We start from the raw sequence: 23,361 nt of genomic DNA, 5'->3' as shown, positions 1-23,361 counted from the left end.
GTGCGAAACGTGCCGATAACGTGACCGACACGGGCCCCCGGGCCGCGCGTCGGCGCCACGGCGCGCCGGTCCCGCCACACGGGGTGCAGGATGGGGCGCCCCTTCTCCTCGCCCGCCGGAGGTCCCCGTGCCCCGTCCCGTCCGCGCTGGGCGCACGTAGTGCGCGGCGCAGCCGCCGCCCGGTCGGGTGGCCTCGATCCCGCCACCGATCCCCTCCTCCCCCGGTTCTCCCGCCGGGCCCTGATCGCCGGCACCGGGCTGGCCCTCGCCGCCGCCCTCGCCGGGTGCGGCTCCACCGATCCGGACGCCGGCCCCCGCCCGCTGCGCATCGGCGCGATCCCCGACCAGGACCCCGAGGTCCTGCAGCGGCTGCACGGCACGGTCGCGGACTCGCTCGCCGCGGCCCTCGACCTGGACGTCGGGTACGTGCCCGTCACCGACTACGCCGCCGCCGTCTCGCTGTTCCGCACCGGGGACCTGGACCTGGTCTGGTTCGGCGGCCTCACCGGCGTGCAGGCCCGCCGGCAGGCCCGGGGCGCCGTCCCGATCGCCCAGCGGGACATCGACGAGAACTTCCACTCGGTGTTCGTCGTCAACGCCGCCACCGGCCTGACGCCGTCCGACGACCTCGCCCCGCTCGGCGACCTGCGCTTCACCTACGGCAGCGAGACGTCGACCTCCGGGCGGCTGATGCCCGCGTACTTCCTGCGCGAGGCGGGCGTCGATCCGGAGGGCTTCCCGGGCGGGCCCGGCTTCTCCGGCTCCCACGACGCGACCCTCGCGCTGGTCGCGGCGGGCAGCTACCAGGCGGGCGTGCTCAACGAGCAGGTGTGGGCCAGCCGCAGCCAGGCCGGGGAGGTGGACCCGGCAGTGGTCGCCTACGCCCGCACACCGGCCTACCACGACTACCACTGGCTGCTGGGCCCCTCGGCCGTCGAGCGACTCGGCGCCGACCTGCCCGGCCGGCTCACCGGGTACTTCACCGGGTTGTCTGCCGACCACCCCGCCGACGCGGAGGTGCTCGACCTGTTCGGCGCGGGGTCGTTCATCCCCACCGAGGCCGCGAACTACCAGCAGATCGAGGAGATCGGCCGCGACCTCGGGCTGATCAACTGAGCGACGTCGCGCGGCTCACCGGCATCGAGGTCCGCTTCGGCGGCACGCCCGCCCTGGCCGGGGTGGACCTCGTGGTGGCCGCGGGCGAGCGGGTCGCCGTCGTGGGCGCCTCGGGAGCGGGCAAGTCGACGCTGCTCAACGTGCTCAACGGCGCGGTGGCGCCGACGGCGGGGCAGGTGCGGGTGCTCGGCCGGGACCCCGCGGCGCTGCGCGGGCGGGAACTGCGTCGGCTACGGGCCCGCACCGGCACGGTGCACCAGCACCTGGAGCTGACCGGCGCGCTGCGGGTCGTGCACAACGTCAACGCCGGGCGGCTGGGCGCCTGGCCGGCCGCCCGGGCGGCGTGGTCGCTGCTCTGCCCGCAGGACCCCGAAACGGTGCGCGACGCGCTGGACCTGGTGGGCCTCGCCGACCGGATGTACGAGCGCACCGACCGGCTGTCCGGCGGCCAGCGGCAGCGGGTCGCCGTCGCCCGCCTCCTCGTGCAGCAGCCGGACCTCGTGCTCGCCGACGAGCCGGCGTCCGCCCTGGACCCGGCCCTGGCCGACCTCGCCCTCGGACTGCTGGGCGACCTGGCGACCGGTCGGGGCGGCGCGCTGCTGGCCTGCCTGCACGACCCGGCGCTGGCCCTGCGGCACTGCGACCGGATCGTCGGGCTGGCCGCCGGCCGCGTCGTCCTCGACGCCCCCGCCCACGCCCTGACGGTGGCCGACCTCGAGCAGTTCTACGGCGTCACCCGGTGACGGCCGTCCTCGACCGGGCAGCGCCCCCGGCTGCCCCGCTGCGCCGGGACCGGCGGCGGTGGGCGTGGGCGCTGGCGGGGACCGCCCTGGTCGGCTGGGCACTGGCCGGCAGCGGCCTGTTCTCCGGGCCGGTGCTCAACCCCGCCGGCGCCGCCCAGGCCGGCCGGTTCCTCGCCGCCGCACTGCGCCCGGAGGTGAGCGGGGAGTTCCTCGCCGTCGTCGCCGGCTCCACCCTGGTGACGGTCGCCTACGCCGTCCTCGGCGCCGGGCTGGCCGTGCTGCTCGGCGCCCTGGCTGCGGTGCCGGTCTCCCGCACTGCCTGGGGCGGGCGGCGCACCGGCTGGCTGCTGACCCGCGGCGCCCTCGCGCTGCCCCGGGGGGTGCACGAGGCGGTGTGGGGTCTGCTGCTGGTGAACGTGCTCGGGCTGGACCCGTGGGTGGGCGTGCTGGCCATCGCGGTCCCGTACGGGGCGATCACCGCCAAGGTCTTCGCCGACCTGCTCGACGAGGTGCCCCGCGGCAGCTACGACGCGCTGCTCGCCGCAGGAGCCGGGCGCGGCACGGCGGCGCTCTACGGCCTGCTGCCCCCGGCCGCCGGCGGGCTGCTGTCGTACGCGTTCTACCGGCTGGAGTGCGCGGTCCGCTCCGCCGTCGTCCTGGGCCTGATCGGCGCCGGCGGCCTGGGCTACCAGCTGGCGCTGTCGTTCACGTCGCTGCGCTGGGAGCAGGTCTGGACGACGGTCTACGCGCTGGCGCTGCTGTGCCTGCTGGCCGACGTCGGCGGCCGGGCGGTGCGCCGCCGGGTCACGGCACCCCCGCCCGTCCCCGGGCACCGGCGCGACCCGCTGCTCACCGGCGCGGTCCTCGCCGTCGCCGCCGCGGTCGGCTGGGCGGTCTGGTACCTGGCGCTCTCCCCCGCCGCGCTGGTCTCCGCCCGCACCCGCGAACAGGTGTCCTACGTCGCCGCGGCCGCGTGGCCGCCCGCCGTCGACAGCGAGCTCCTCGGCGACGTCTGGGCCACCGCCCTGGACGCGCTGCGGATGTCGGTGCTGGCCATCGCGTTCGCCGCCACCGGCGCCGTCGCGCTGGCGGCGCTCGCGGCGCGTCCCCCGGGTCCGTCCGGGCCGGTCCGCCGCACCGCCGGGGTGCTCACCCGGCTGGCCCTGCTCCTGCTGCGCGCGGTGCCGCCGCCGGTGTGGGCGCTGGTCCTGCTGTTCGTCCTGCTGCCCGGCGTCCTGCCCGGCGCCCTGGCGCTGGGCGTGTACACGCTCGGCGTGCTCGGCCGGCTCGTCGGCGAGGCGGCCGAGGAGGCGGACCGGCGCCCGGCCGAGGCGTTGCGGGCCGCCGGCGCCTCCCCAGCCGGCCGGTGGCTGTACGGCACCGCCCCTGCGCTCGCCGGCCCGGTGCTGGCCCTCTCGCTCTACCGCTGGGAGGTGGCGATCCGCGACACGGTGCTGGTCGGCCTCCTCGGCGCCGGCGGCATCGGTGTCCTGCTGTCGGCCCGGACGTCGGCGTTCGACTGGGCGGGCGTCACCACCGTGCTCGCCGCGATCGTGCTGCTGACCTTCCTGGTGGACCTGGTCAGCGACCGCGCCCGAGCCGCCCTGCGGTGAGGTGGGGTGGCACTGCGATCCTCCGGGCCCCGCGGCACGGCGGATCGGACCTGCCTACGCCCAGCGCGTTCGCGCGGAGAGGGCGGCCAGCGCCGCGGCACCGGCCGTGGACGTGCGCAGCACCTCGGGACCCAGCCGCACCGGTTCAGCACCGGCGGCGCGGAAGGCGACCACCTCGCCGTCGGAGAGCCCGCCCTCCGGGCCCACCACGATCACGACCGTGCCCGCCTCGGGCAGGGGCAGCTCCGCCAAGGGACGGCGGGCCTGCTCGTGCAGGACGACGGCGAGGTCGGCGTCGTCGAGCAGCCCGCAGACCTCGCGGGTGGTCATCGGCTCGGTCACCTCGGGCAGCCGCGGCCGGCGCGACTGCTTGCTCGCGGCCCGGGCTGCGGCGCGCCACTTGGCGACGCCCTTGGCCACCCGGTCGTCGCGCCAGCGGGTCACGCAGCGCGACGCCTGCCACGGCACGATCCGGTCGACGCCGAGCTCGGTGGCGAGGTCGACCGCCAGCGGGCCCCGGTCGCCCTTCGGCAGCGCCTGCACCAGGACGAACTCGGGATCCGGCTCGGGCACCTCGACGCGGGTCCGCACCGCCACCCGCAGCCCCTGCGACCCGGCGGCGACGACGTCGCCCTCCGCCACGGCGCCCCGGCCATCGCCGACGTGCACCCGCTCCCCCGGCTGCAGCCGCAGCACCTCGACGGCGTGCCGCCCCTCGGGCCCGTCGACCAGCACCTCGTCGGTCTCCGGCAGGTCGTCGACCAGGAAGAGGGGCGCGCCGTCCAGCTCCGGGCCCGGGGAGCTCACGCTCAGCGCCCGTTGAAGGCGTCGCGGACCCGGGAGAACAGGCCGCCCTGGGCCTCGCGGTGCGACTCCGGCTGGTCCTCGCCGCGCAGGGCCGCGAGCTCGCGCAGCAGCTTCTCCTGCTCGCCGTCGAGCCTGGTCGGCGTCTGCACCTCGACGTGCACCAGCAGGTCTCCCCGCCCGGTGGCCCGCAGCCGCGGGGCGCCGTGCGCACGCAGGGTCAGCACGCTGCCGGACTGGGTGCCGGGGCGGATGTCGAGCTCCTCCTCGCCGTCCAGCGTCTTGAGGTTGAGCGTCGTGCCCAGGGCCGCCGACGTCATCGGCAGGGTCACCCGGCAGTGCAGGTCCTCGCCGTCGCGGGTGAACACGTCGTGCGGCCGCTCGTGCACCTCCACGTACAGGTCACCGGCCGGGCCGCCGCCGGGGCCGACCTCGCCCTGCCCGGTCAGCCTGATGCGCATGCCGTCCTCGACCCCGGCAGGCACCTTCACCGACAGGGTGCGGCGGGCGCGGACGCGGCCGTCACCGGCGCACTTCGGGCAGGGCTCGGGGATGACCTGGCCGGTGCCCGAGCAGGTCGGGCAGGGGCGGCTGGAGACGACCTGGCCGAGGAAGCCGCGCTGCACGCTCTGCACCTCGCCACGGCCGGAGCACGTCGCGCAGGTGGCCACGTGGGTGCCCGGGGCGGTGCCGGCGCCGGCGCAGGTGTCGCAGAGGACCGCGGTGTCGACGGTGATGTCCTTGGTGACGCCGAAGACGGTCTCGTCCAGCTCCAACTCGACCGGGATGAGCGCGTCCCGGCCGGCGCGCGTGCGGCTGCGCGGCCCGCGGGTGGCCGCGCCGCCGAAGAAGGCGTCCATGATGTCGCCCAGGCCGCCGAACCCGGCGCCGCCGAAGCCGGCGCCCGCCCCGCCACCGCTGTCGAACGGGTCGCCGCCCAGGTCGACGATGCGGCGCTTCTCCGGATCGGTCAGCGCCTCGTAGGCGCGGGTGACCTCCTGGAAGCGCTCCTTGGCCTCGGGGTCGGGGTTGACGTCCGGGTGCAGGTCACGGGCCAGCCGCCGGTAGGCGCGCTTGATGTCCTGATCGGTGGCCCCCTGGGCCAGGCCCAGCACGCCGTAGTAGTCGGTTGCCATGGAAAGTCTCGTCCTCAGCTCTCGGCCAGCAGGTGGCCGACGTAGCGGGCCACGGCACGGACCGCGGCCATGTTCCCTGGGTAGTCCATGCGGGTCGGCCCCACCACGCCGAGGCCGCCGAGCGCCCGGTCCGCGGAGCCGTACCCGACGGTGACCAGCGAGGCGCCGGTCAGCGCCTCGTGGGCGTTCTCCTCACCGATGCGCACCAGCACGGTGCCTGCGTCGACCTCGCTCATCAGGCGCAGGACGACGACCTGCTCCTCGAGCGCCTCGAGCAGCGGCTGCATCGTGCCGGGGAAGTCCATCGCGCTCCCCCGGGCGAGGTTCGCCGTCCCGCCGATGACCAGCCGGTCCTCGCTGGGCTCGACGAGGGTCTCCACCAGCGTCGCGCTGACCGCGGCGACCAGGCTCCGCAGGTGGGCGGGCGCAGTATCCAGCAGCCCGGGCACCTTGCCACCCGCCTCGCCGAGCTTCACCCCGACGAACGCGGAGTTCAGCAGGGTGCGCAGCTCCGGCACGGCGCCGGCGTCGACGTCGGCCGGGCAGTCGACGACCCGCTGCTCGACCCGGCCGGTGTCGGTGATCAGCACCAGGAGCAGCCGGCCGGCCCCGACGTGGACCACCTCCAGGTGCCGGACGGCGCTGCGCGAGAGCGTCGGGTACTGCACGACGGCGACCTGGCGGGTGAGCTGCGCCAGCAGTCGCACCGTGCGGCCGAGCACGTCGTGCAGGTCGACGGCCCCGTCGAGGAACCGCTCGATCGCCCGACGCTCGGCCGCCGACAGCGGCTTGACCGCCGACAGCCGGTCGACGAACAGCCGGTAGCCCTTGTCGGTGGGCACCCGGCCGGCGCTGGTGTGCGGCTGGGTGATGTACCCCTGCTCCTCCAGCACCGCCATGTCGTTGCGGATGGTGGCCGGGGACACGCCCAGGTCGTGGCGGTCGGCCAGGGCTTTGCTGCCCACCGGGTCGTTGGTGGAGACGAAGTCCTGGACGATGGCCCGGAGCACCTCCAGGCGGCGTTCGTCGTGCGCCACGGTGACACCTCCCCGTACCGGTCGACGCGCCGTGCTGCAGCGCCCCCGCATGCGGGACCCGCGGGCGGCGGGCCGGCCGGGGACGGCCCCGGCCTGGCACTCGCACGAACAGAGTGCCAACCCAGCATACGCGAAGGACCCCGTCCTCCTCCCCGCTCGGAGGCTCGCGACGAGCTCCTGGACGGGGCCGTCAGGAGCAGCCGACGGCGGCTCCGGACGGCGTCTAGGGTGGTGTCGGTCGGTGCCCCCGGACGGGGCGGAGAACGGAGGTCGGTCCCCTGATCTTCAAAGGCGTGCGGAACGGCCGCCCGTATCCCGACCACGGGTTGTCCACCCGCGACTGGGCGATGATCCCGCCCCGGCAGGTACGGCTGGACACCCTGACCACGACGAAGCGCGAGCTGGCCCTCGACGCGCTGCTGGCCGACGACTCGACCTTCTACGGCGACCTCTTCCCGCACGCGGTGCAGTGGCACGGGGAGCTGTACCTGGAGGACGGCCTGCACCGGGCGCTGCGGGCCGCGTTGCAGCAGCGCAACGTCATCCACGTGCGGGTGCTCGACCTCGACGCCCTCACCCCGGTGCAGACGCAGACGGGGCCGGCGACCGCCTCGATCCCCGCGCAGCCGCCGGTGCCCGGCCCGCGACCCAGCTGACCGTCAGCCTGCGTACGGGGTGCTCCGAGCCAGCCCTTCTCCTCGGCCACCCGGGCCGCCTCCACCCGGGTCCGCGCCCCGGTCTTGCCGATGGCCGACGACAGGTAGTTGCGCACGGTCCCCTCCGAGAGGAGCAGCCAGCCGGCGATGTCGGCCACCGTCCCGCCCCCGGCCGCGGCACGCAGCACGTCCGCCTCCTCGGCGACGACCTCGATGTCCTCCTCCAGCTACAGCAGCGCGCGCAGCGCCCCGCGGACCATCGTCTGGTCCTCGGCCAGCAGCACCCGGATCACGGCGCCCCCGCCCGCTCGGGAGCGCGCCCGGCGGGAGCCGGTGCCGACGACGGGAGGACGGCGCTGAGGCGGAACCCGCGGCCGTCGGCGGGGCCGTGCGCCAGCCGCCCGCCGGCGCTCACCACCCGCTCGGCGAGCCCGCTGAGCCCGTCGCCGGCCGGGGCGGTGCTGCCCCGCCCGTCGTCGGTGATCGTCAGCTCGACGACGTCATCCGTGGTCGTCAGGTCGACCACGACCGTGCGAGCGTCGCTGTGCCGCAGCACGTTCGTCGTCGCCTCGCGGACCACCCGGTGCCGCGCAGCGCGAAGGCGGTGAGCAGGCACAGCACCGGCAGGAAGAAGACGTCGCCGAGCGCGTCGCCGAGCAGGGCCACCATGGCGCACACCGCCGTCGCGCCCAGCACGGCCGGCCACACCCACCGGTCCGGCAGGGTGACGGCCACGGCGGCCGAGAGGTAGATCATCAGCCCGGCCCACGGCGCGCCCAGCCAGAACCCGAGCCCCGCACCCAGCACCGCGACGACCGCCAGCTCGCGGTACGCCGGGGAGCACCCGGGCGCGAACGCGCGGGCGAACACCCTCAGGTAGGCGGCGGTGAAGCCGATCAGCATCAGCGCGGCGGCGACCCGCACGCCGGCCGGCCGCGGCGTGGAGACCAGGTCGAGCACGGGGAAGAGCTGGAACAGCAACCACGGCAGCGCCCACCCGAGCTGCTGCCAGCGGCTCGACATGTCCATCCGGAAGACGGTAGCCACGTCAGCCGGCGACGGCGTAGCGCGGTCGCCGACGCGCCACGAGCAGCAGGCTCGGCAGGGCGAGCAGCACGCCGACGGCGAACACCTCCGTCTGCGGCACCGGGGTGTGGACGGCCACCGTGCCGCCGTAGCGGACGGACAGCCCGCGGGCGAGGCAGGTGCGAGCTCCACGCCCCGGAGCGTGCCGCGCACGGAGCCCGGTCAGTAGTGCCGGACGTCGCCGGCCGGATCTGACGGATGTCAGGTCCGGCCGGCGACCGGCGACCGGCGGATCAGGCGGCGGCGGTGCAGGCCACGCAGGTGCGGGCGAACGGGCGCAGCTCCAGCCGCTCCTCGGGGATCGCGGCACCGCAGCCGGTGCACCGGCCGTACGTGCCGCCCTCGATCCGCGCGAGAGCGGCGTCGATCTCCTCGATCATCAGCTGCAGGTCGGCGCTGCGGCGCTGGGCGACCGGGTCGGGCACCGAGGTGGCGCACTCGGCGAGCGCCTCCTCCCGCTGCTGGACGCAGTCGGTGCGCTGGGCCTCCAGCAGGCTGCGGAAGCGGTCCGCCGAAGAGGCGGTCATGGCATCGGTGCTGGCGGACATGTGGATCTCCTTCTGCCAACGGGGAAGAACGCGGTCACCGGTCGGTGGCGCGTCAGGACGGGCGGGGGCGACTTGCGGAACGGAGTCAGCAGAGCTGCGGCGGGGCCCGGTCCTGGCTGCGACGGAGGACGTCGAGCCCACGCAGTCCGCGGGCGCGGCGGTTCATCGCCAGGGCGAGCCGCATACCGCCGGACAGCGCGAACGGCGGGGCCGGGGTGGCGACCGGGGCGTCAGGTGACGGGGCCGGGCGCACTCCTGCCACGGGCACCACCGACCACCCCCTCGACCACACCCGGCGCCGTTGCCGGAACGGGGACCATAGCCCAGGGCGGCGGCCCGAACCTCGCTCTTTCGGATGAACCGGTCGGCGCGTGGCCTCGCCCGGGCCCCTGCAGCAACCCGTCGCAAGCCTGCGGGCGGTGGGGGCAGGGGTCCCCTAATCGGTCAGGTCGCGCACCACCGCATCGGCCAGCAGCCGGCCCCGGTCGGTGAGGACGGCGCGCCCGGCGGCGTGCGCGGGCGCCTCCAACAGGCCCTCCGCGACGGCCTCGGCGGCGCGGACCCGGCCGGTCTCGGTCAGCGCGGTGAGCGGCAGCCCGTCGCGCAGCCGGAGGCCGAGCATGACCGCCTCCAGGGCGCGGTCGACGTCGTCGAGCAGCTCGGCGTCCTGGGTCGGGCTCTCGCCGCGGGCCAGCCGGTCGGCGTAGGCAGCCGGGTGCTTGACGTTCCACCAGCGGAGCCCGCCGACGTGGCTGTGCGCGCCCGGGCCGATCCCCCACCAGTTGGCGTTGGCCCAGTACAGCTCGTTGTGCCGGCAGCGCGCCGCGTCGGAGGTGGCCCAGTTGGACACCTCGTACCACCGGAAGCCCGCGCTGCCCAGGGTCAGGTCGGCCTGCTCGTAGCGGTCGGCGAGGACGTCGTCGTCGGGCATCGGGAGCTCGCCGCGCCGTACCCGGCGGGCCAGCTTCGTGCCCTCCTCGACGATCAGCGCGTAGGCGCTGACGTGGTCCACCGGCGAGGCGAGGACGGCGTCGAGCGAAGCGGCCCAGTCGGCGTCGGTCTCCCCCGGCGTGCCGTAGATCAGATCCAGGTTGACGTGTTCGAACCCGGCGGCCCGGGCCTCGTGCGCGGCCTCGACGGCGCGACCCGGCGTGTGCCGCCGGTCGAGCGCGGCCAGCACGTGCGGAGCCGCGGACTGCATGCCCAGGCTCACCCGCGTGTAGCCGGCCTCGCGGAGCCGGGCCAGGGAGCCGGGTGAGACGGTCTCGGGGTTGGCCTCGGTGGTCACCTCGACGTCGTCGGCCACCGGGAACAGCTCGCGGACCGCGGCGAGGACGGCGGCGAGGTCGTCGGCCGGCAGCAGCGTGGGGGTGCCGCCGCCGACGAAGACCGTGGAGACCGTCGGCAGGTCCGGTCCCAGCGTGCGGGCGGCCCGCTGCAGTTCCGTGATCGCGGTGCCGGCGTACTCGCTCCGGTTGGCGCCCGGGCCGAGCTCCTCGGAGGTGTAGGTGTTGAAGTCGCAGTAGCCGCAGCGGGTGGCGCAGAACGGCACGTGCACGTAGAGCCCGAACGGCGTGGTGGCCAGGCCGGCGCGGGCGCTGTCGGGGAGCTGGTCGGGACCGGGCGACCCGGGGGCCGGGCCCGCGTCGGTCAGCAGCGGCAGGACGGTGTTCATCTGCTCCCAGTGTGCCGCGCGCGGGCCCGAGCGCGGCAGGATGCCGGACGTGACCTCCGACCGAGTGCTCCAGGTGTCCGTGTCCGGTGGCCTCGCCACGCTGACCCTCGACTCCCCCGCCAACCGCAACGCGCTGTCCCGGGCGATGCGCGCCCAGCTGCGGACGGCGCTCGACGAGGCCCTCGCCGACGACGCGGTGCGCGTGGTCGTCCTGGACCACACCGGGCGGGTGTTCTGCTCCGGGATGGACCTCGCCGAGGCGTCCGGCGGCTCGTCGGAGGACCAGGGGGTGCGGGAGTTCCCGCAGCTGCTCGAGCAGCTGTGGTCGGCGCCCAAGCCAGTCGTCGCCGTCGTCCGGGGGCCGGCGCGCGCCGGGGGCGTGGGGCTGCTGGCCGCCTGCGACGTCGTCGTCGCGGCGTCGTCTGCCACCTTCGCGTTCTCCGAGGTGCGGCTGGGGCTGGTGCCGGCGGTGATCTCGGCGGTGGTGCTGCCCCGGATGACGACCCACGTCGCCCACCGGCTGATGCTCACCGGCGAGGTCTTCGACGCCGCCACCGCGACCGCCGGTGGCCTGGTCGACGTCGTGGCGGCCGACGACGAGCTGGACGCGGTGCTCGCCGGCCAGCTGACCGCGCTGGCCGCCGGGGCGCCCACCGCACTGGCCGAGACCAAGCGGCTGCTGCGCGCCCGGCAGCCGGCCCTCGCCTTCGACCGGCTGCTCGACCTCTCGGCGCGGTTCTTCGCCGGCGAGGAGGGCCAGGAGGGCATCGCGGCGTTCCGCGAGAAGCGCCCGGCCCGCTGGGTGCCCTCCGCGGGCTGACGGAGGACCACTCCTGGCAGTCGGTCTCTGCTTGCGAGAGGAAGCAGAGACCGACTGGGCTCAGAGAACGTAGGTGGCGATCATCTGGCCGAGGTAGCGGATGTCCGCGTTGCCCTTGAACTCCAGGCGGACCTTGCCCAGCCCGCTGAACCACAGGTCCAGCTCGGCGTCGAGGTCGAAGGTGCCGGCGGTCTCGATCGCGAACGCCCGCGCCTTGCCTCCGCACGCCAGGTGCGGAACCACGGGAGCCACCCTCGGAGCGCGGAGGCCCGAGCAGGCCACTAGCGCAGCCGGCGGGTGTTGTCCGGCTGCCGCACGGTGACGCCCTGGCCGTCCAGCCACTCCATGAGCGGAACGGCCACCCGGCGGCTGGTCCCCCAGGCCTGGCGGGCCTGGCTGAGGGTGAACGGCTCCGGAAGGTCCGCCAGCCGTGCCCGGGCGGTCCCGGCGATCCCGGGAGCCAGGTAGACGCCCTCGCCCACCCGCACCAGCTGCCCGCTGCGGACGGCGGCGGCCAGCTCCCGCACGCCGAGCCCCGCGGCCACCAGGTCGGGCGCCTCGGGGGCGGCGAACGGGTCGGCCGCCAGCCGGGCGCGGATCCCGTCGACCGCCCGCTGCACCTCCGGCGGCAGGTCCGCAGCGCCGTCGACCACGCGTCCGGCCCGCAGCACCAGCGGCGCCCGGACGAGCGCGGGCACCAGGTCGGCGTCGGGCAGGTCGAGGGCGCGGCGCACCACCTCGGCCGGCGGCCCCGGCTCCAGCGGGCGCAGCCGCCGGTAGCGGCCGACGACGTCGGGCACCCGGGCCGCCAGCTCCTCCGCCAGCCCCGCGGCGAGCAGCCACGGTCCGTGACGGGTCGCGCCGGGCGGCACCGGCCAGCCCATCGCGGCGAAGTCGGCGGCACGGACGATCCGGCGGCGGGCCAGGTCCGCCGCGGCCCCTCCCGCACCCTCCGGCTGGGCGGACAGCTCGGCGGCTCGCTGCCGGGCGGCACCGCGGCGGCGCAGCTCCGGCGGGTCGACGTCGCGCACGTCGGCGCCGAGCACCCGCCGGGCGCCGGGGTCGCGCAGCAGCAGCCGGTCCCCGACGCGGAGGGGCAGCGGGCGGTCCAGGCGCAGCCGCACCGCCGCGCCGTCCAGCGGGCGCAGCCGGGCGCCCACCGTCGCCGAGCCGACGTGCACCACCGGCTCGGTGGGCAGCCGCTCGCCGGGCTCGGCGGTGAGGGTGGCGTCGACGACGTCGGTGAGGCGGAACGCCCCCGGCGTGAGCAGCGCGTCGCCGCGGGACAGGTCCTCGACCGCGATCCCGCGCAGGTTCAGCGCCACGCGGGCGGTGGCGTCGGCCCGCTCCACCGGCTCGCCGAGGGACTGGACACCGCGCACCGTCACCTCGCGGTCGCCCAGGAGGAACCGGTCGCCCGGCGCCGCGGAACCGCCGGCGAGCGTGCCGGTCACCACCGTCCCGGCGCCGGTGATGGTGAAGGCGCGATCGATCCAGAGCCGCACCGGCGCCGCGGGGTCCGGCACGGGCAGCCCGGCCAGCAACGTCTCCAGCGCGCCGGTCAGCTCGGGCAGCCCGGTGCCGGTCACCGCGCTGACCGCCACCCCGGGCACCGCGCCCATCGACGTCCCGGCCAGCCGCTCGATGACGTCGGCGAGCACCGGCGTGGGGTCGGCGAGGTCGGCCTTGGTGACGGCGACCAGCGCGTGCCGCACCCCGAGGGCGTCCAGGACCGCGACGTGCTCGGCGGTCTGCGCCGACCAGCCGTCGTCGGCCGCGACCACCACGAGGGCGGCGGGCACCGAGCCGACGCCGGCGAGCATGTTGCCGACGAACCGCTCGTGCCCGGGGACGTCGACCACCGCCAGCCGGCGTCCCGAGGGCAGGGTCGTCCAGGCGAAGCCGAGGTCGATGGTCAGGCCGCGGCGGCGCTCCTCCGCCCAGCGGTCGGGTTCCATGCCGGTCAGGGCCCGGACGAGCGCGGACTTGCCGTGGTCCACGTGCCCGGCAGTGGCGATCACGTCCACCGTCGGGCAACCTCCAGCACGGCGGCGGCGAGGTCGTCGTCGGCCTCCGGCGGGACGCTGCGCAGGTTCAGCAGGGTCCGGCCGTCCTCGACGTAGCCGACCACCGGGGTGGCGCCCAGGCGCAGCGGCTCGGCGAACGGCTCCGGCAGGGCGACGGCCGCACCGGGCAGCGGGTGCTCCGGCGCCCCTCCCCCGCCGACGCGCGAGTCGGCGTCCAACGGTTCGGCCGGCACCCCGGCGGCCGACAGCCGGGCGGCTAGGGCCCGCGCCCGACGGCGCAACCCCTCGTGGCCGGCGGTCAGCATCTCCTGCACCGGCGGCAGCGGACCGCGGAGCGTGGCCTCCAGCGCGGCCAGCGTGGTCTTGTCCACGCGGAGCGCGCGGTACAGCGGGTGCCGCCGCAGCCTCTGCACGAGCTCGGCCCGACCGAGGACCAGGCCGGCCTGCGGACCGCCCAGCAGCTTGTCCCCGCTGGCGAGGACGAGGTCGGCGCCAGCGGCCAGGGTGGTCTGCAGGTCGGGCTCGTCGGGCAGCAGGGCGGAGGGACGCAGCAGCCCGGACCCCACGTCGGCGACCAGCGGGACGCCCGTGCCGACCAGGGCCCCGGCCAGCTCGCCCACGTCCACGGACCGAGTGAAGCCGCGGACGACGAAGTTCGACGGGTGGACCTTGAGCACGGCGCCGGTGGCGGGCCCCAGGGCGCCGCGGTAGTCGGCGAGCGTCACGCGGTTGGTGGTGCCGACCTCGCGCAGCCGGGCACCGGTCGTCTGCAGCAGCTCGGGGATGCGGAAGCCGTCGCCGATCTCCACCAACTCGCCGCGGGCCAGCACCAGCTCCCGCCCCTGCCCCAGCGCGGTGGCGACCAGCGCCAGCGCGGCCGCGCAGTTGTTCACCACGATCGCGGCCTCGGCGGCGGGCACGGCGTCGAGCAGGGCCGCGATCGCCGCCTCCCCGCGCGGGCCGCGACGGCCGGTGGCCAGGTCGAGCTCGACGTCGGTGGTGCCGCTGGCGGCGACGACCGCGGCGACGGCCGCCTGCGACAACGGCGCTCGACCGAGATTGGTGTGCACGACGACGCCGGTCGCGTTGAGCACCGGGCGCAGGCTGGACGCCGTCGCGGGCAGCTCGGCCAGGACGGCGTCGACGGCGGCGTCGGGGGCGACCTCGCCGGCGCGGACCTGCTGCTGCACCTGCTGGACGGCGCGCTTCACCAGGCCGCGACCCAGCCGCTCGCCGGCCGCGGCCAGCCGCGCATCGGCGAGCAGGCTGTCGGTGCGCGGCACCTGCCGGCGGGGGTCGGTGCCCTGCGGATCCTGGCTCATCGCCCCGCAGCGTATGTGCGGGGAAGGTGGCGGAGGCGGACGGGAATCGAACCCGCCTGACCGAGATGCTCGGCCACGTCGGCTTTAGAGGCCGCGGGGGCCACCAGACACCCTGACGCCTCCGCCGGGAAGACTACGTCCCCGCCGTCGTCCCGGAGCTGTCGGTGGGTGGTGCGACCATGCCTCCCGTGAAGCGCACCGGGTCCCGCTCCCCCGCCACGCTGCCGCCGGTCACCCTCACGCCGGAGGAGGCGGCAGCGGTCGCCGTCGCCCTCGCCGCCTCCCCCGAGGGCCCCTACGCCGACGCCGGGCGCGGCGCCCTGGAGAAGGTGCTCGCGGTGCTCGAACCGGATCCGCGACGGCGGGCGCAGCTGCTCGCCACCAGCCTGTGGGTGAGCGCCGAGGCCGGTCGCGGAGCCGGGGTCCGGGCGCTGCTCGAACGCGCCGTGGCCGGCCGGCAGGTGCTGGCCGTGCGGTACCGCGACGGCCGCGGGCGTTCCACGCGACGGGAGGTCGAGCCGCAGCTCCTCGCGCGCAGCGGCGAGCACTGGTTCCTCGTCGCGTGGTGCCGGGAACGGCAGGCCCCCCGCTGGTTCCGGGAGGACCGCATCGAGAGCGCCGAGGCCACCGGCGAGGTGGCAGCGGCGCGCGACCTCGCGGGCGTGGGCGCACCCCCGGCAGCCGAGGCGTCGTCCGGTATGCGATCGCGGCACCCGGCCGGCCGCGCTCGCCGCACGCCGGAGGAAGCCCGGCCACCGCGGCTGGTGGTGCTGCCCGGCGGCCGCGGCTGAGCGCCGGCCGGACTACGTTCGAGGCCGTGACGACCACCGCCCCGACCATCCGGCTGACGCAGTACGCCCACGGCGGGGGGTGCGCCTGCAAGATCCCGCCCGGTGAGCTGGAGTCCGTCGTCGCCGGCCTGACGGCCACCGGCCCGTCATCGCCGAACGCCGAGCTGGTGATCGGCCTCGACGACGGCGACGACGCGGCGGTCGTGCGGATCGCCGGCGGCCAGGGGCTGGTTCTCACGACCGACTTCTTCACGCCCGTCGTCGACGACGCCCGCACCTTCGGGCGGATCGCTGCGGCCAATGCGCTCTCCGACGTCTACGCCATGGGCGGTACCCCGGTCGTGGCGGTCAACCTCCTCGGCTGGCCGCGCGACGTGCTGCCCGCCGAGCTCGCCGCCGAGGTGCTGCGCGGCGGGCTGGAGGTCGCCCAGGAGGCCGGCTGCCACGTCGGTGGCGGGCACTCCATCGACGACCCCGAGCCCAAGTACGGGATGGCCGTCACCGGCGTGGTCGACGTCGACCGGATCATCACGAACTCCGGCGCGGTCGCCGGTACGCCGCTGACCCTCACCAAGCCGCTCGGCGTCGGGGTGCTCAACAGCCGGATGAAGGCCACCGGCGAGGTGTCGGAGGAAGCGGTCGCCTCCATGACCGCGCTGAACCGGGACGCCGGGCAGGCCGCCGTCGCCGCCGGGATCCGCGCCGGCACCGACGTCACCGGCTTCGGGCTGCTGGGCCATCTCTACAAGATGGCCCGGGCCAGCGGGGTCACCGCGGTGGTCGACGCCGCCGCCGTCCCGTACCTGACCGGCGCCCGCGAGGCGCTCGCTGACGGGTTCGTCTCGGGTGGCACCCGGCGCAACCTCGACTGGGTGCGCCCGCACGCCGACCTGTCGGCGGTCCCGGAGGACGAGGCGCTCCTGCTCGCCGACGCGCAGACCTCCGGCGGGCTGCTGGTGGGCGGGGACATCCCCGGGGCGCCGGTCATCGGTGAGTTCGTCCCGCGCGGGGAGTTCGTCGTCGTCGTCCGCTGACAGCTCCGGGAGCATCGCAGCGAGGAACGAGCGAGGAGCGGACCGGAGCGCGGAAGCGGACCAGAGCCGTCGTCCGCTGACAGCTCCGGGAGCATCGCAGCGAGGAACGAGCGAGGAGCGGACCGGAGCCTCCGTCCGCTGACAGCTGGGGCATGCACAGCGCCTTCCAGTTCTTCGACCCAGCGCAGCAGACGCCGTTCGGCGTGGCCGTGCACCCGCTGGCCGACGCGGACACCGCCGGGAGCGACCTGGCCCAGCAGCGGATCGTGTGCGGCCGAGCCCGCTCAGGACGGGTCGTGTCGCCCGCGGACCGGCCGTGTCATAGCGTCCGGACCATGCTGGCTGCTTTCGTGTCGACCCCCGCTCCGAAGGACCCGCTCTCCGTCCTCGAGGTGGGTGAACGGCCCGAACCGGAGGCGCCTGAGGGCTGGACGACGATCCAGGTGAAGGCGGTCTCGCTCAACCACCACGACCTGTTCAGCCTGCAGGGCATCGGCCTGCCCGCCGAGCGGATGCCGATGATCCTCGGCACCGACGCCGCCGGCATCGACGAGGACGGCAACGAGGTGGTCGTCCACGGGGTCGTCTCCACGCCGGACTGGATGGGCGACGAGACGCTGGACCCCAAGCGGTCGCTGCTCTCCGAGGTGCACCAGGGGTCGATGGCCGAGAAGGTCGCCGTCCCCCGCCGCAACCTGCTGCCCAAGCCGGCGGAGCTGTCCTTCGCGGAGGCCGCCTGCCTGCCCACCGCCTGGCTGACCGCCTACCGGATGCTGTTCGTGAAGTCGGGCCTGCGCCCCGGCCAGACGGTTCTCGTGCAGGGCGCCAGCGGTGGCGTCGCGACCGCGCTCGTCGTGCTCGGCCGCGCCGCCGGCTACCGGATGTGGGTGACCGGGCGCAGCGAGGAGAAGCGGGCGGCCGCGCTGGCGCTCGGCGCCGAGCAGGCCTTCGAGAGCGGCGCCCGGCTGCCCGAGCGGGTGGACGGCGTCATGGAGACCGTCGGCGAGGCGACCTGGAGCCACAGCATCAAGTCGCTCAAGCCCGGCGGCGTGCTGGTCACCTCCGGCGCGACCACCGGCTTCAACCCGGGCGCCGAGCTCAACCGGGTGTTCTTCACCCAGCTGTCGGTCATCGGGTCGACGATGGGCACGAAGTCCGAACTGGAGGCGCTCATCCAGATGTGCCGGGTCGCCGGCGTCCGCCCGCAGATCGACGTCGAGCTCCCGCTGGCTCAGGCGCGCGAGGGCTTCCAGCGGATGCTCGAGGGCCGCACCAACGGAAAGATCGTCTTCACCCTCTGACGCCGGCCATCCGCCCGAGTGGGCAGTTGCGGTCGCCGACCCGCGCCGACCTGCCATCAGGACCGGCAGCAACTGCCCACTCGGCCGGCGCGCGGCTCAGCTCACGACCTTGAGGCCGACGACGCAGCCGACGATCCCGGCGAGCAGCAGCAGCCGGACCAGCGAGACCGGCTCAGCCCCGGTGACCATGGCCCAGGTCACGGTGAGCACGGCGCCGATGCCGACCCACACCGCGTAGGCGGTGCCCAGCGGCAACTCCCGCATGGCGAGGGCGAGGCCACCCATGCTCCCCGCCAGGGCGACGAAGAAGACCGCCGTCGGCACCGGGCGGGTGAACCCGTCCGAACGGTCCAGGGAGACCGCCCACACCGCCTCCAGCACTCCGGAGACGATGAGCACCAGCCACGCCATGACGAGCCTCTCTGGCGCCGTCTTGTCGCACACCGGGTACGGCACCACTCGTCCGGGAGCCGTTGGGGCGGCTCGGTGACAGTCTCCCACCGCGTCCAGCTGGACGTCGGACGCCGCGGCTCAGGCCGGTCCGGTGCTCCTCACCTGCTCGCGGAGCAGGACGACCGCCAGGACCGCGGCCAGCCCCGCGGCGATCGCGGCACCGGCGAAGACCGTGTACAGCTGGGTCAGCAGCGCGGCGTCGGTCGCGGAGTCGTAGGCGGCGCAGTCGGCAGGGCTGGTGGCACAGCTCCATCGGCGTGCCGATCGCCGCCACCTCGGCGCTGAACCGGCGCAGTGCCACGGCGGTGAGCAGGGACAGCCCGGCCAGCATGCCCACCGTCCGGGCGACGACGGCGAGCGCACCGGCGCTCCCGTGCACCGCGCCCGGCGTCACCGCCAGCAGCACGGCGTTCACCGGCGCGATCGCGAGGCCGAAGCCGAGGCCGGCGGCGAGCAGGACCACAGTCGACCAGCCGCCGTCCAGCGAGCGCTCGTCCCACCCGGTCATGGCGACGAACGCGATCGCGGTCAGCGCCATCCCGGTACCGGCGACGACGCGCGGTGCCACCACCCGGCAGAGCCAGCCCCCGGCGACGGCGCCGACCGGCACGGCGATCAGCAGGCGCAGCAGCACCAGCGCCGCACCGAGCTGGTCACCGGGGGTGCTGGTGGCCCGGGCGAACAGCGGGACGTCGACCAGCGCCGCCACCAGCGCGGCCCCCACGAAGACGTTGACGAGCAGGGCGCCCCACGCGCCGACCGGGCGCAGCGCCGCCAGGGGCAGGACCGGGTCGGACGCGCGCCGCTCGTGCAGGACGAACAGCACCCCGGCGACGGCGGCCAGCGGCAGCAGCACCTCCCCCTGCGCGACGACCTGCCCGCGCGAGGGGTCGGCGGCGGCGAACGCCCAGACCAGCGTGCCCAGCGCGACCACGGCCAGCGCCGAGCCGACGACGTCGACCTCCCGGGCGAGCGGGCCCAGGCCGCGCAGCGGCAGCACCGCACCCGCCGGCCGGGCGAGGCTGCGGGCCACCAGGGCCGCGGTGGTGAGGATGCCGGCCAGCAGCAGCGGCGTGGTCCACGACCAGCCGTCGGCCAGGGGAACGTACAGCAGTCCGAGGGTGACGTCCTCGGCCAGCGCCGGGGGTTCGGCCAGCAGCAGGGCCGGCGCACCGGCGGCCACCACGGCCAGCGCCACCCCGACGGGGTCCGGCCGGCGCATCCGCCCGGTGAGCGCCGCACCGACGGCGAGGCCCAGCCCCAGCAGCAGGTTGAGCCAGAAGATCGCCCGCCAGTCGGCGACGGCGAGCACCGCGGCACCCGCCAGCGGCCCCAGGACGGCGCCCGCCTCCTGCACCGCCCCCACCACCCCCAGCGGGACCGACCGGCGCTCCGGCGGCCAGCGGTCGGCGACCAGTGCCAGGGTGGCCGGGACGAGTCCACCCGCGCCGATGCCCTGCAGCCCCCGGCCCGCCACGGCCGGGCCGAGGGAGACGGCGGTCGCGGTCAGCAGGGACCCGAGCGCGAACAGCAGGAGGCAGCCGACGAGCACCGGGGTCCGCCCGCGGAGGTCGGCCAGCCGGCCGAGCAGCGGAAGCGTGGCGGTGTAGCCCAGGAGCAACCCGCCGACGATCGGGGTCGCCTTCTGCAGCTCGTCCAGGCTGACGCCGACGCCGGTGAGGATGTCGGGCAGCGCCAGGACGACGACGTAGGTGTCCGCCGCCGTGACCAGGACGGCGAAGGTGGCGAGGGCGATCACCGCCCGCCCGGGCACCAGCTGGAGGGCGGCGGCCGGGGCCTCAGCCGGTGGCCGGCGCGGTGATCTCGACATCGGCTCCGAAGTCGCTGAGCTCGAGGATGTAGGTGGCGTCCTCGCCGGCGGCGAAGAACGGGCCGGTCAGCTCCGCCCGGCGCAGCTCACCGCTGTCGGCGGCGATGGAGAAGCGGGCCTGCACCGGCTGGGACGGATCCTCGCTGGCGAGCGCCTGCTCCACCAGGTCACCGGGCAGCTCGGCGGTCACCTCGCGCACGACCTCGCCGTCGACCCGGCGCTCCTCCCCCAGCTCCGCCGAGGTCGCCTCGGCGAGCAGCTGCGAGATGCCGGTCTCGGGGTCGAGCAGCGCGCCGGGATCGCCGAGGCCGAACTGGGCGGGGTCGATCACGCTGAAGCCGCTGGAGAAGGGCAGCTGCGCGTAGACGGTGCCGTCGACGGAGACCACCTCGAGGTCGAGCGTGGAGCCCAGCGCGAGCACCTGGAGCGTGCCCTGGAACGACGCCGGGCGGGCGATGTCGCCCTCCCCGCCGACCAGCACCGTCCCGGTGCTCGGGGCCCCTTCGCTGTCGAGGGCGAAGTGCGCGCTCTGGGCCTCGTCGAGGGTCTGCTTCGCACGGTCGAGCAGCTCGGCCGCTGACTCCTCCGGCTGGTCCGAACCGCAGCCGGCCAGCACCGGCCCGGCGAACAGCGCCAGCGCGAGCAGCGGCACGCCCGATCGGTGCAGCAGCATGGCGACCTCCCCGACGCGGCAGAACTCCCCGGCCGTCGCGGCGGACACTAGCGCGGGTGCGCCGCGCGGTCGGCCGGGGACACCGCCCGGCCGACCTGGTTGGGCCGGCCGCCGTCAGCGCGCGGCGATCTTCGCGGCGACCTTGGCGCGGTTGCGCTCGGGCAGGGCGTCCAGCGCGGCCGCCGTCTCGGGCAGCAGGTGCTTCTGCGTGGTCCAGGCGCGGAAGGTCAGGCCGATCGTCACGCCGTGGTCGGGGCGCTCGACCACCTCGACGGCGTCGCCGGCGCCGATCCCACCGGTCCCGAGCACCCGCAGGTAGGCGCCTGGGGCGCCATGCGCGGTGAACCGCTTGACCAGCTGCGGCTCGCCCCAGAACCGGGCGAAGTTGGCGCACGGGATGCGCGGGGCGGTCACCTCGAGCAGCGCCGTCCCGACCCGCCACCGCTCGCCGATGACCGCACCGGTGAGGTCGAGCCCCGTCGTCCGCAGGTTCTCGCCGAACCGGCCGGGCGGCAGCTCGCGCCCCAGCTCGGCGATCCAGAAGTCGGCGTCCTCCTGGGCGTAGGCGTAGACCTGCTGCCCGTCGCCCCCGTGGTACCTGCCGTTGACCTGCACGTCGCCGTCCAGCCCCAGCGGGCCGACGGCGACCCGGCCGGTCACCGGCCGTTTGTCGATGCCGCTGCGGCTCGGCCTCCGGTCGGGCAGTGGCAGGAGGTCCGCGCCGGACACGCAGACGGCGTCGACCCGCCCGGTCACTTCGGCTTGGCCGACGCGGTGGACTCGTTGGTGGAGAGGGCGGCGACGAACGCCTCCTGGGGGACCTCGACGCGGCCGACCATCTTCATCCGCTTCTTGCCCTCCTTCTGCTTCTCCAGCAGCTTCCGCTTGCGGGTGATGTCACCGCCGTAGCACTTGGCCAGGACGTCCTTGCGGATGGCGCGGACCGTCTCGCGGGCGATGACCCGGGAACCGACGGCCGCCTGGATCGGCACCTCGAACTGCTGCCGCGGGATGAGCTCGCGCAGCTTGCCGGCCATCATCACGCCGTAGCTGTAGGCCTTGTCCTTGTGCACGATCGCGCTGAACGCGTCGACGGCCTCGCCCTGCAGCAGGATGTCCACCTTGACCAGTGCCGACTCCTGCTCGCCGGCCTCCTGGTAGTCCAGGGAGGCATAGCCGCGGGTGCGCGACTTCAGGGCGTCGAAGAAGTCGAAGATGATCTCGCCGAGCGGCAGCGTGTAGCGCAGCTCGACCCGGGACTCGCTGAGGTAGTCCATCCCGCCGAGCTGGCCGCGGCGGCCCTGGCAGAGCTCCATGATCGCGCCGGTGTAGTCGCTGGGCGCGATGATCGTGGCGTTGACGATCGGCTCGTAGACGCGGTCGATCTTGCCCTCGGGCCAGTCGCTGGGGTTGGTCACCGTGTGCTCGGTGCCGTCCTCCATGATCACCCGGTAGACGACGTTGGGCGCCGTGGAGATCAGGCTGATGCCGGCCTCGCGCTCCAGCCGCTCGCGGACGATCTCCAGGTGCAGCAGCCCCAGGAAGCCGACGCGGAAGCCGAAGCCCAGCGCCGCCGAGGTCTCCGGCTCGTAGACCAGCGCGGCGTCGTTGAGCAGCAGCTTGTCCAGCGCCTCGCGCAGCAGCGGGTACTCGCTGCCGTCGATCGGGTAGAGGCCGGAGTAGACCATCGGGCGCGGGTCGCGGTACCCGCCGATGGATTCGGTCGCGGGCTTGCTCGACAGCGTGACGGTGTCGCCGACGCGGGACTGGCGGACGTCCTTCACGCCGGTGATGAAGTAGCCGACCTCGCCGACACCGAGGGAGTCGACCGGCTTGGGCTCGGGCGAGATGACGCCGATCTCCAGCAGCTCGTGCGTGGCGCCGGTGGACATCATCTTGATCTTCTCGCGGGCTGAGATGCGGCCGTCGATCACGCGCACGTAGGTGATGACGCCGCGGTAGATGTCGTAGACCGAGTCGAAGATCATCGCCCGGGCCGGCCCTTCGGCGGCACCGGTCGGAGCGGGGATGTCGCTGACGATCCGGTCGAGCAGCTCGGGCACGCCCTCGCCGGTCTTGCCGCTGACCCGCAGGACCTCGTCGGGGTCGCAGCCGATGATGTGCGCGATCTCCGCGGCGTACTTCTCCGGCTGGGCGGCCGGCAGGTCGATCTTGTTGAGGACGGGGATGATCGTGAGGTCGTTCTCCAGCGCCAGGTACAGGTTCGCCAGCGTCTGGGCCTCGATCCCCTGAGCGGCGTCCACCAGCAGCACGGCCCCCTCGCAGGCGGCCAGTGACCGGGACACCTCGTAGGTGAAGTCGACGTGGCCCGGGGTGTCGATCATGTGGAGCACGTACTCGGTGCTGGTGTCCTCGCCGGTCCGCGGCGTCCACGGCAGGCGGACGTTCTGTGCCTTGATGGTGATGCCGCGCTCGCGCTCGATGTCCATGCGGTCGAGGTACTGGGCGCGCATGTTCCGGCCCTCGACGATTCCGGTGACTTCCAGCATCCGGTCGGCCAGCGTCGACTTGCCGTGGTCGATGTGGGCGATGATGCAGAAGTTCCGGATGCGGGCCGGATCGGTGGCAGAGGGAGTCGTCACAGTGCCGCCATCGTCCCACGTCCGGGCTCCGGGCCGAAGACGGGCGCGTCGCCGGGTGCGTCCGAGGTGTGGGCGGCGTCCCCCGACGGCCG

General features: G+C 75.4%; 22 protein-coding genes, 1 tRNA gene, 3 pseudogenes and 1 riboswitch. Of the genes and pseudogenes, 8 read left to right on the top strand and 18 right to left on the bottom strand.

The window, feature by feature from the left end:
• Nucleotides 1-159: 159 nt before the first annotated feature.
• The 3 genes from ABC795_RS06095 to ABC795_RS06085 all read left to right on the top strand — a co-directional run bounded on the left by ABC795_RS06095 (nucleotide 160) and on the right by ABC795_RS06085 (nucleotide 3,472).
• A complete protein-coding gene (locus ABC795_RS06095; protein ID WP_347060029.1) occupies nucleotides 160-1,116 on the top strand; it encodes a putative selenate ABC transporter substrate-binding protein in 957 nt (318 codons plus the stop codon).
• Nucleotides 1,117-1,178: 62 nt separating this feature from the next.
• A complete protein-coding gene (locus ABC795_RS06090) occupies nucleotides 1,179-1,859 on the top strand; it encodes an ATP-binding cassette domain-containing protein (RefSeq protein ID WP_347060028.1) in 681 nt (226 codons plus the stop codon).
• The gene (locus tag ABC795_RS06085) at nucleotides 1,856-3,472 is read left to right on the top strand and encodes an ABC transporter permease subunit (protein WP_347060027.1); all 1,617 of its coding nucleotides are present in this window, start codon (nucleotides 1,856-1,858) and stop codon (nucleotides 3,470-3,472) included. Before ABC795_RS06090 ends, ABC795_RS06085 begins: the two co-directional genes overlap by 4 nt.
• Before the next feature lie 54 nt (nucleotides 3,473-3,526).
• Here the strand turns inward: ABC795_RS06085 and ABC795_RS06080 are convergent, their stop codons facing one another.
• Genes ABC795_RS06080 through hrcA form a run of 3 tightly spaced genes read right to left on the bottom strand, consistent with a single transcriptional unit; the run spans nucleotide 3,527 to nucleotide 6,449 of the window.
• Nucleotides 3,527-4,279 (bottom strand): 16S rRNA (uracil(1498)-N(3))-methyltransferase, encoded by a 753-nt coding sequence (locus tag ABC795_RS06080; RefSeq protein ID WP_347060026.1) that lies wholly within the window; start codon nucleotides 4,277-4,279, stop codon nucleotides 3,527-3,529.
• Between the two features lie 2 nt (nucleotides 4,280-4,281).
• The gene (gene dnaJ, locus ABC795_RS06075; RefSeq protein ID WP_347060025.1) at nucleotides 4,282-5,412 is read right to left on the bottom strand and encodes a molecular chaperone DnaJ; all 1,131 of its coding nucleotides are present in this window, start codon (nucleotides 5,410-5,412) and stop codon (nucleotides 4,282-4,284) included.
• A 14-nt stretch (nucleotides 5,413-5,426) separates the two neighbouring features.
• Complete coding sequence (hrcA, locus tag ABC795_RS06070) at nucleotides 5,427-6,449, bottom strand: heat-inducible transcriptional repressor HrcA (protein WP_347060024.1); 1,023 nt, start codon at nucleotides 6,447-6,449, stop codon at nucleotides 5,427-5,429.
• Between the two features lie 278 nt (nucleotides 6,450-6,727).
• On the opposite strand from hrcA, the pseudogene ABC795_RS06065 reads away from it, so the two are divergent.
• Nucleotides 6,728-7,018: pseudogene (locus ABC795_RS06065) on the top strand (type II toxin-antitoxin system VapB family antitoxin); the annotation flags it as partial.
• A gap of 113 nt (nucleotides 7,019-7,131) precedes the next feature.
• Here the strand turns inward: ABC795_RS06065 and ABC795_RS06060 are convergent.
• The 6 genes and pseudogenes from ABC795_RS06060 to hemW form a co-directional block, all read right to left on the bottom strand.
• A pseudogene (locus ABC795_RS06060) lies at nucleotides 7,132-7,314 on the bottom strand (LuxR C-terminal-related transcriptional regulator); the annotation flags it as partial.
• A gap of 80 nt (nucleotides 7,315-7,394) precedes the next feature.
• The gene (locus tag ABC795_RS06055) at nucleotides 7,395-7,631 is read right to left on the bottom strand and encodes a hypothetical protein (RefSeq protein WP_347060023.1); all 237 of its coding nucleotides are present in this window, start codon (nucleotides 7,629-7,631) and stop codon (nucleotides 7,395-7,397) included.
• Entirely contained in the window at nucleotides 7,619-8,134 is a 516-nt protein-coding gene (locus tag ABC795_RS06050; protein WP_347060022.1) for a hypothetical protein, read from the bottom strand. The genes ABC795_RS06055 and ABC795_RS06050 overlap by 13 nt, the downstream gene beginning before the upstream one ends.
• Before the next feature lie 290 nt (nucleotides 8,135-8,424).
• Nucleotides 8,425-8,739, bottom strand: a complete 315-nt coding sequence (locus ABC795_RS06045) for a TraR/DksA C4-type zinc finger protein (protein ID WP_347060021.1) — start codon at nucleotides 8,737-8,739, stop codon at nucleotides 8,425-8,427.
• An 85-nt stretch (nucleotides 8,740-8,824) separates the two neighbouring features.
• Nucleotides 8,825-9,001: a hypothetical protein gene (locus tag ABC795_RS06040; RefSeq protein WP_347060020.1), complete on the bottom strand. Its 177-nt coding sequence runs from the start codon at nucleotides 8,999-9,001 to the stop codon at nucleotides 8,825-8,827.
• Nucleotides 9,002-9,175: 174 nt separating this feature from the next.
• Entirely contained in the window at nucleotides 9,176-10,414 is a 1,239-nt protein-coding gene (gene hemW, locus ABC795_RS06035) for a radical SAM family heme chaperone HemW (RefSeq protein WP_347060019.1), read from the bottom strand.
• Between the two features lie 49 nt (nucleotides 10,415-10,463).
• Here hemW and ABC795_RS06030 point away from each other — a divergent pair, with 49 nt between their 5' ends.
• Nucleotides 10,464-11,234: an enoyl-CoA hydratase-related protein gene (locus tag ABC795_RS06030; protein WP_347060018.1), complete on the top strand. Its 771-nt coding sequence runs from the start codon at nucleotides 10,464-10,466 to the stop codon at nucleotides 11,232-11,234.
• Between the two features lie 60 nt (nucleotides 11,235-11,294).
• On the opposite strand, the gene ABC795_RS06025 is transcribed toward ABC795_RS06030, so the two are convergent.
• The 4 genes from ABC795_RS06025 to ABC795_RS06010 all read right to left on the bottom strand — a co-directional run bounded on the left by ABC795_RS06025 (nucleotide 11,295) and on the right by ABC795_RS06010 (nucleotide 14,706).
• Nucleotides 11,295-11,477, bottom strand: coding sequence for a PH domain-containing protein (locus ABC795_RS06025; RefSeq protein ID WP_347060017.1), 183 nt, complete (start codon nucleotides 11,475-11,477; stop codon nucleotides 11,295-11,297).
• A gap of 38 nt (nucleotides 11,478-11,515) precedes the next feature.
• Nucleotides 11,516-13,261 (bottom strand): selenocysteine-specific translation elongation factor, encoded by a 1,746-nt coding sequence (gene selB, locus ABC795_RS06020; protein ID WP_347060016.1) that lies wholly within the window; start codon nucleotides 13,259-13,261, stop codon nucleotides 11,516-11,518.
• Nucleotides 13,252-14,583: an L-seryl-tRNA(Sec) selenium transferase gene (selA, locus tag ABC795_RS06015; RefSeq protein WP_347060015.1), complete on the bottom strand. Its 1,332-nt coding sequence runs from the start codon at nucleotides 14,581-14,583 to the stop codon at nucleotides 13,252-13,254. Before selA ends, selB begins: the two co-directional genes overlap by 10 nt.
• Nucleotides 14,584-14,610: 27 nt before the next feature.
• Nucleotides 14,611-14,706, bottom strand: a tRNA-OTHER gene (locus ABC795_RS06010).
• Between the two features lie 65 nt (nucleotides 14,707-14,771).
• Between ABC795_RS06010 and ABC795_RS06005 the strand changes: the two genes are divergently transcribed.
• The 3 genes from ABC795_RS06005 to ABC795_RS05995 all read left to right on the top strand — a co-directional run bounded on the left by ABC795_RS06005 (nucleotide 14,772) and on the right by ABC795_RS05995 (nucleotide 17,709).
• Nucleotides 14,772-15,374 carry a WYL domain-containing protein gene (locus ABC795_RS06005; RefSeq protein WP_347060014.1) on the top strand — a complete coding sequence of 201 codons (603 nt, stop codon included), beginning with the start codon at nucleotides 14,772-14,774 and terminating at the stop codon, nucleotides 15,372-15,374.
• Between the two features lie 26 nt (nucleotides 15,375-15,400).
• Entirely contained in the window at nucleotides 15,401-16,408 is a 1,008-nt protein-coding gene (gene selD / locus ABC795_RS06000) for a selenide, water dikinase SelD (protein WP_347060013.1), read from the top strand.
• A gap of 152 nt (nucleotides 16,409-16,560) precedes the next feature.
• Nucleotides 16,561-17,709: a zinc-binding dehydrogenase gene (locus ABC795_RS05995; protein WP_347060012.1), complete on the top strand. Its 1,149-nt coding sequence runs from the start codon at nucleotides 16,561-16,563 to the stop codon at nucleotides 17,707-17,709.
• Between the two features lie 96 nt (nucleotides 17,710-17,805).
• Here the strand turns inward: ABC795_RS05995 and ABC795_RS05990 are convergent, their stop codons facing one another.
• The 5 genes and pseudogenes from ABC795_RS05990 to lepA all read right to left on the bottom strand — a co-directional run bounded on the left by ABC795_RS05990 (nucleotide 17,806) and on the right by lepA (nucleotide 23,269).
• On the bottom strand, nucleotides 17,806-18,120 hold the full coding sequence (locus ABC795_RS05990; protein ID WP_347060011.1) for a multidrug efflux SMR transporter: 315 nt from the start codon (nucleotides 18,118-18,120) through the stop codon (nucleotides 17,806-17,808).
• An 11-nt stretch (nucleotides 18,121-18,131) separates the two neighbouring features.
• Nucleotides 18,132-18,197: riboswitch (guanidine-III (ykkC-III) riboswitch) on the bottom strand.
• 926 nt (nucleotides 18,198-19,123) lie between these two features.
• A pseudogene (locus ABC795_RS05985) lies at nucleotides 19,124-19,993 on the bottom strand (MFS transporter); the annotation flags it as partial.
• Entirely contained in the window at nucleotides 19,962-20,666 is a 705-nt protein-coding gene (locus ABC795_RS05980; RefSeq protein WP_347060010.1) for an LppX_LprAFG lipoprotein, read from the bottom strand. The gene ABC795_RS05980 and the pseudogene ABC795_RS05985, both read right to left, overlap by 32 nt.
• 114 nt (nucleotides 20,667-20,780) lie before the next feature.
• Nucleotides 20,781-21,395, bottom strand: a complete 615-nt coding sequence (locus tag ABC795_RS05975; protein ID WP_347060009.1) for an MOSC domain-containing protein — start codon at nucleotides 21,393-21,395, stop codon at nucleotides 20,781-20,783.
• A 23-nt stretch (nucleotides 21,396-21,418) separates the two neighbouring features.
• Nucleotides 21,419-23,269 (bottom strand): translation elongation factor 4, encoded by a 1,851-nt coding sequence (gene lepA / locus ABC795_RS05970; RefSeq protein ID WP_347060008.1) that lies wholly within the window; start codon nucleotides 23,267-23,269, stop codon nucleotides 21,419-21,421.
• Nucleotides 23,270-23,361 lie beyond the last annotated feature (92 nt).

The organism is Blastococcus sp. HT6-30 (assembly GCF_039729015.1).
Lineage (GTDB): Bacteria > Actinomycetota > Actinomycetes > Mycobacteriales > Geodermatophilaceae > Blastococcus.
The sequence above is the reverse complement of the archived record's forward strand: the minus strand, read 5'-3'. Positions and strand labels throughout refer to the sequence as shown.

Bases quoted from the DNA above. Each gene is read 5' to 3' on its own strand.
- ABC795_RS05995 (WP_347060012.1), top strand. From the start codon at position 16,561: ATGCACAGCGCCTTCCAGTTCTTCGACCCAGCGCAGCAGACGCCGTTC.
- ABC795_RS06050 (WP_347060022.1), bottom strand. From the start codon at position 8,134: ATGGACATGTCGAGCCGCTGGCAGCAGCTCGGGTGGGCGCTGCCGTGG.
- dnaJ (WP_347060025.1), bottom strand. From the start codon at position 5,412: ATGGCAACCGACTACTACGGCGTGCTGGGCCTGGCCCAGGGGGCCACC.
- ABC795_RS06045 (WP_347060021.1), bottom strand. From the start codon at position 8,739: ATGTCCGCCAGCACCGATGCCATGACCGCCTCTTCGGCGGACCGCTTC.
- ABC795_RS05980 (WP_347060010.1), bottom strand. From the start codon at position 20,666: ATGCTGCTGCACCGATCGGGCGTGCCGCTGCTCGCGCTGGCGCTGTTC.
- hemW (WP_347060019.1), bottom strand. From the start codon at position 10,414: ATGAACACCGTCCTGCCGCTGCTGACCGACGCGGGCCCGGCCCCCGGG.
- selA (WP_347060015.1), bottom strand. From the start codon at position 14,583: ATGAGCCAGGATCCGCAGGGCACCGACCCCCGCCGGCAGGTGCCGCGC.
- ABC795_RS05990 (WP_347060011.1), bottom strand. From the start codon at position 18,120: ATGGCGTGGCTGGTGCTCATCGTCTCCGGAGTGCTGGAGGCGGTGTGG.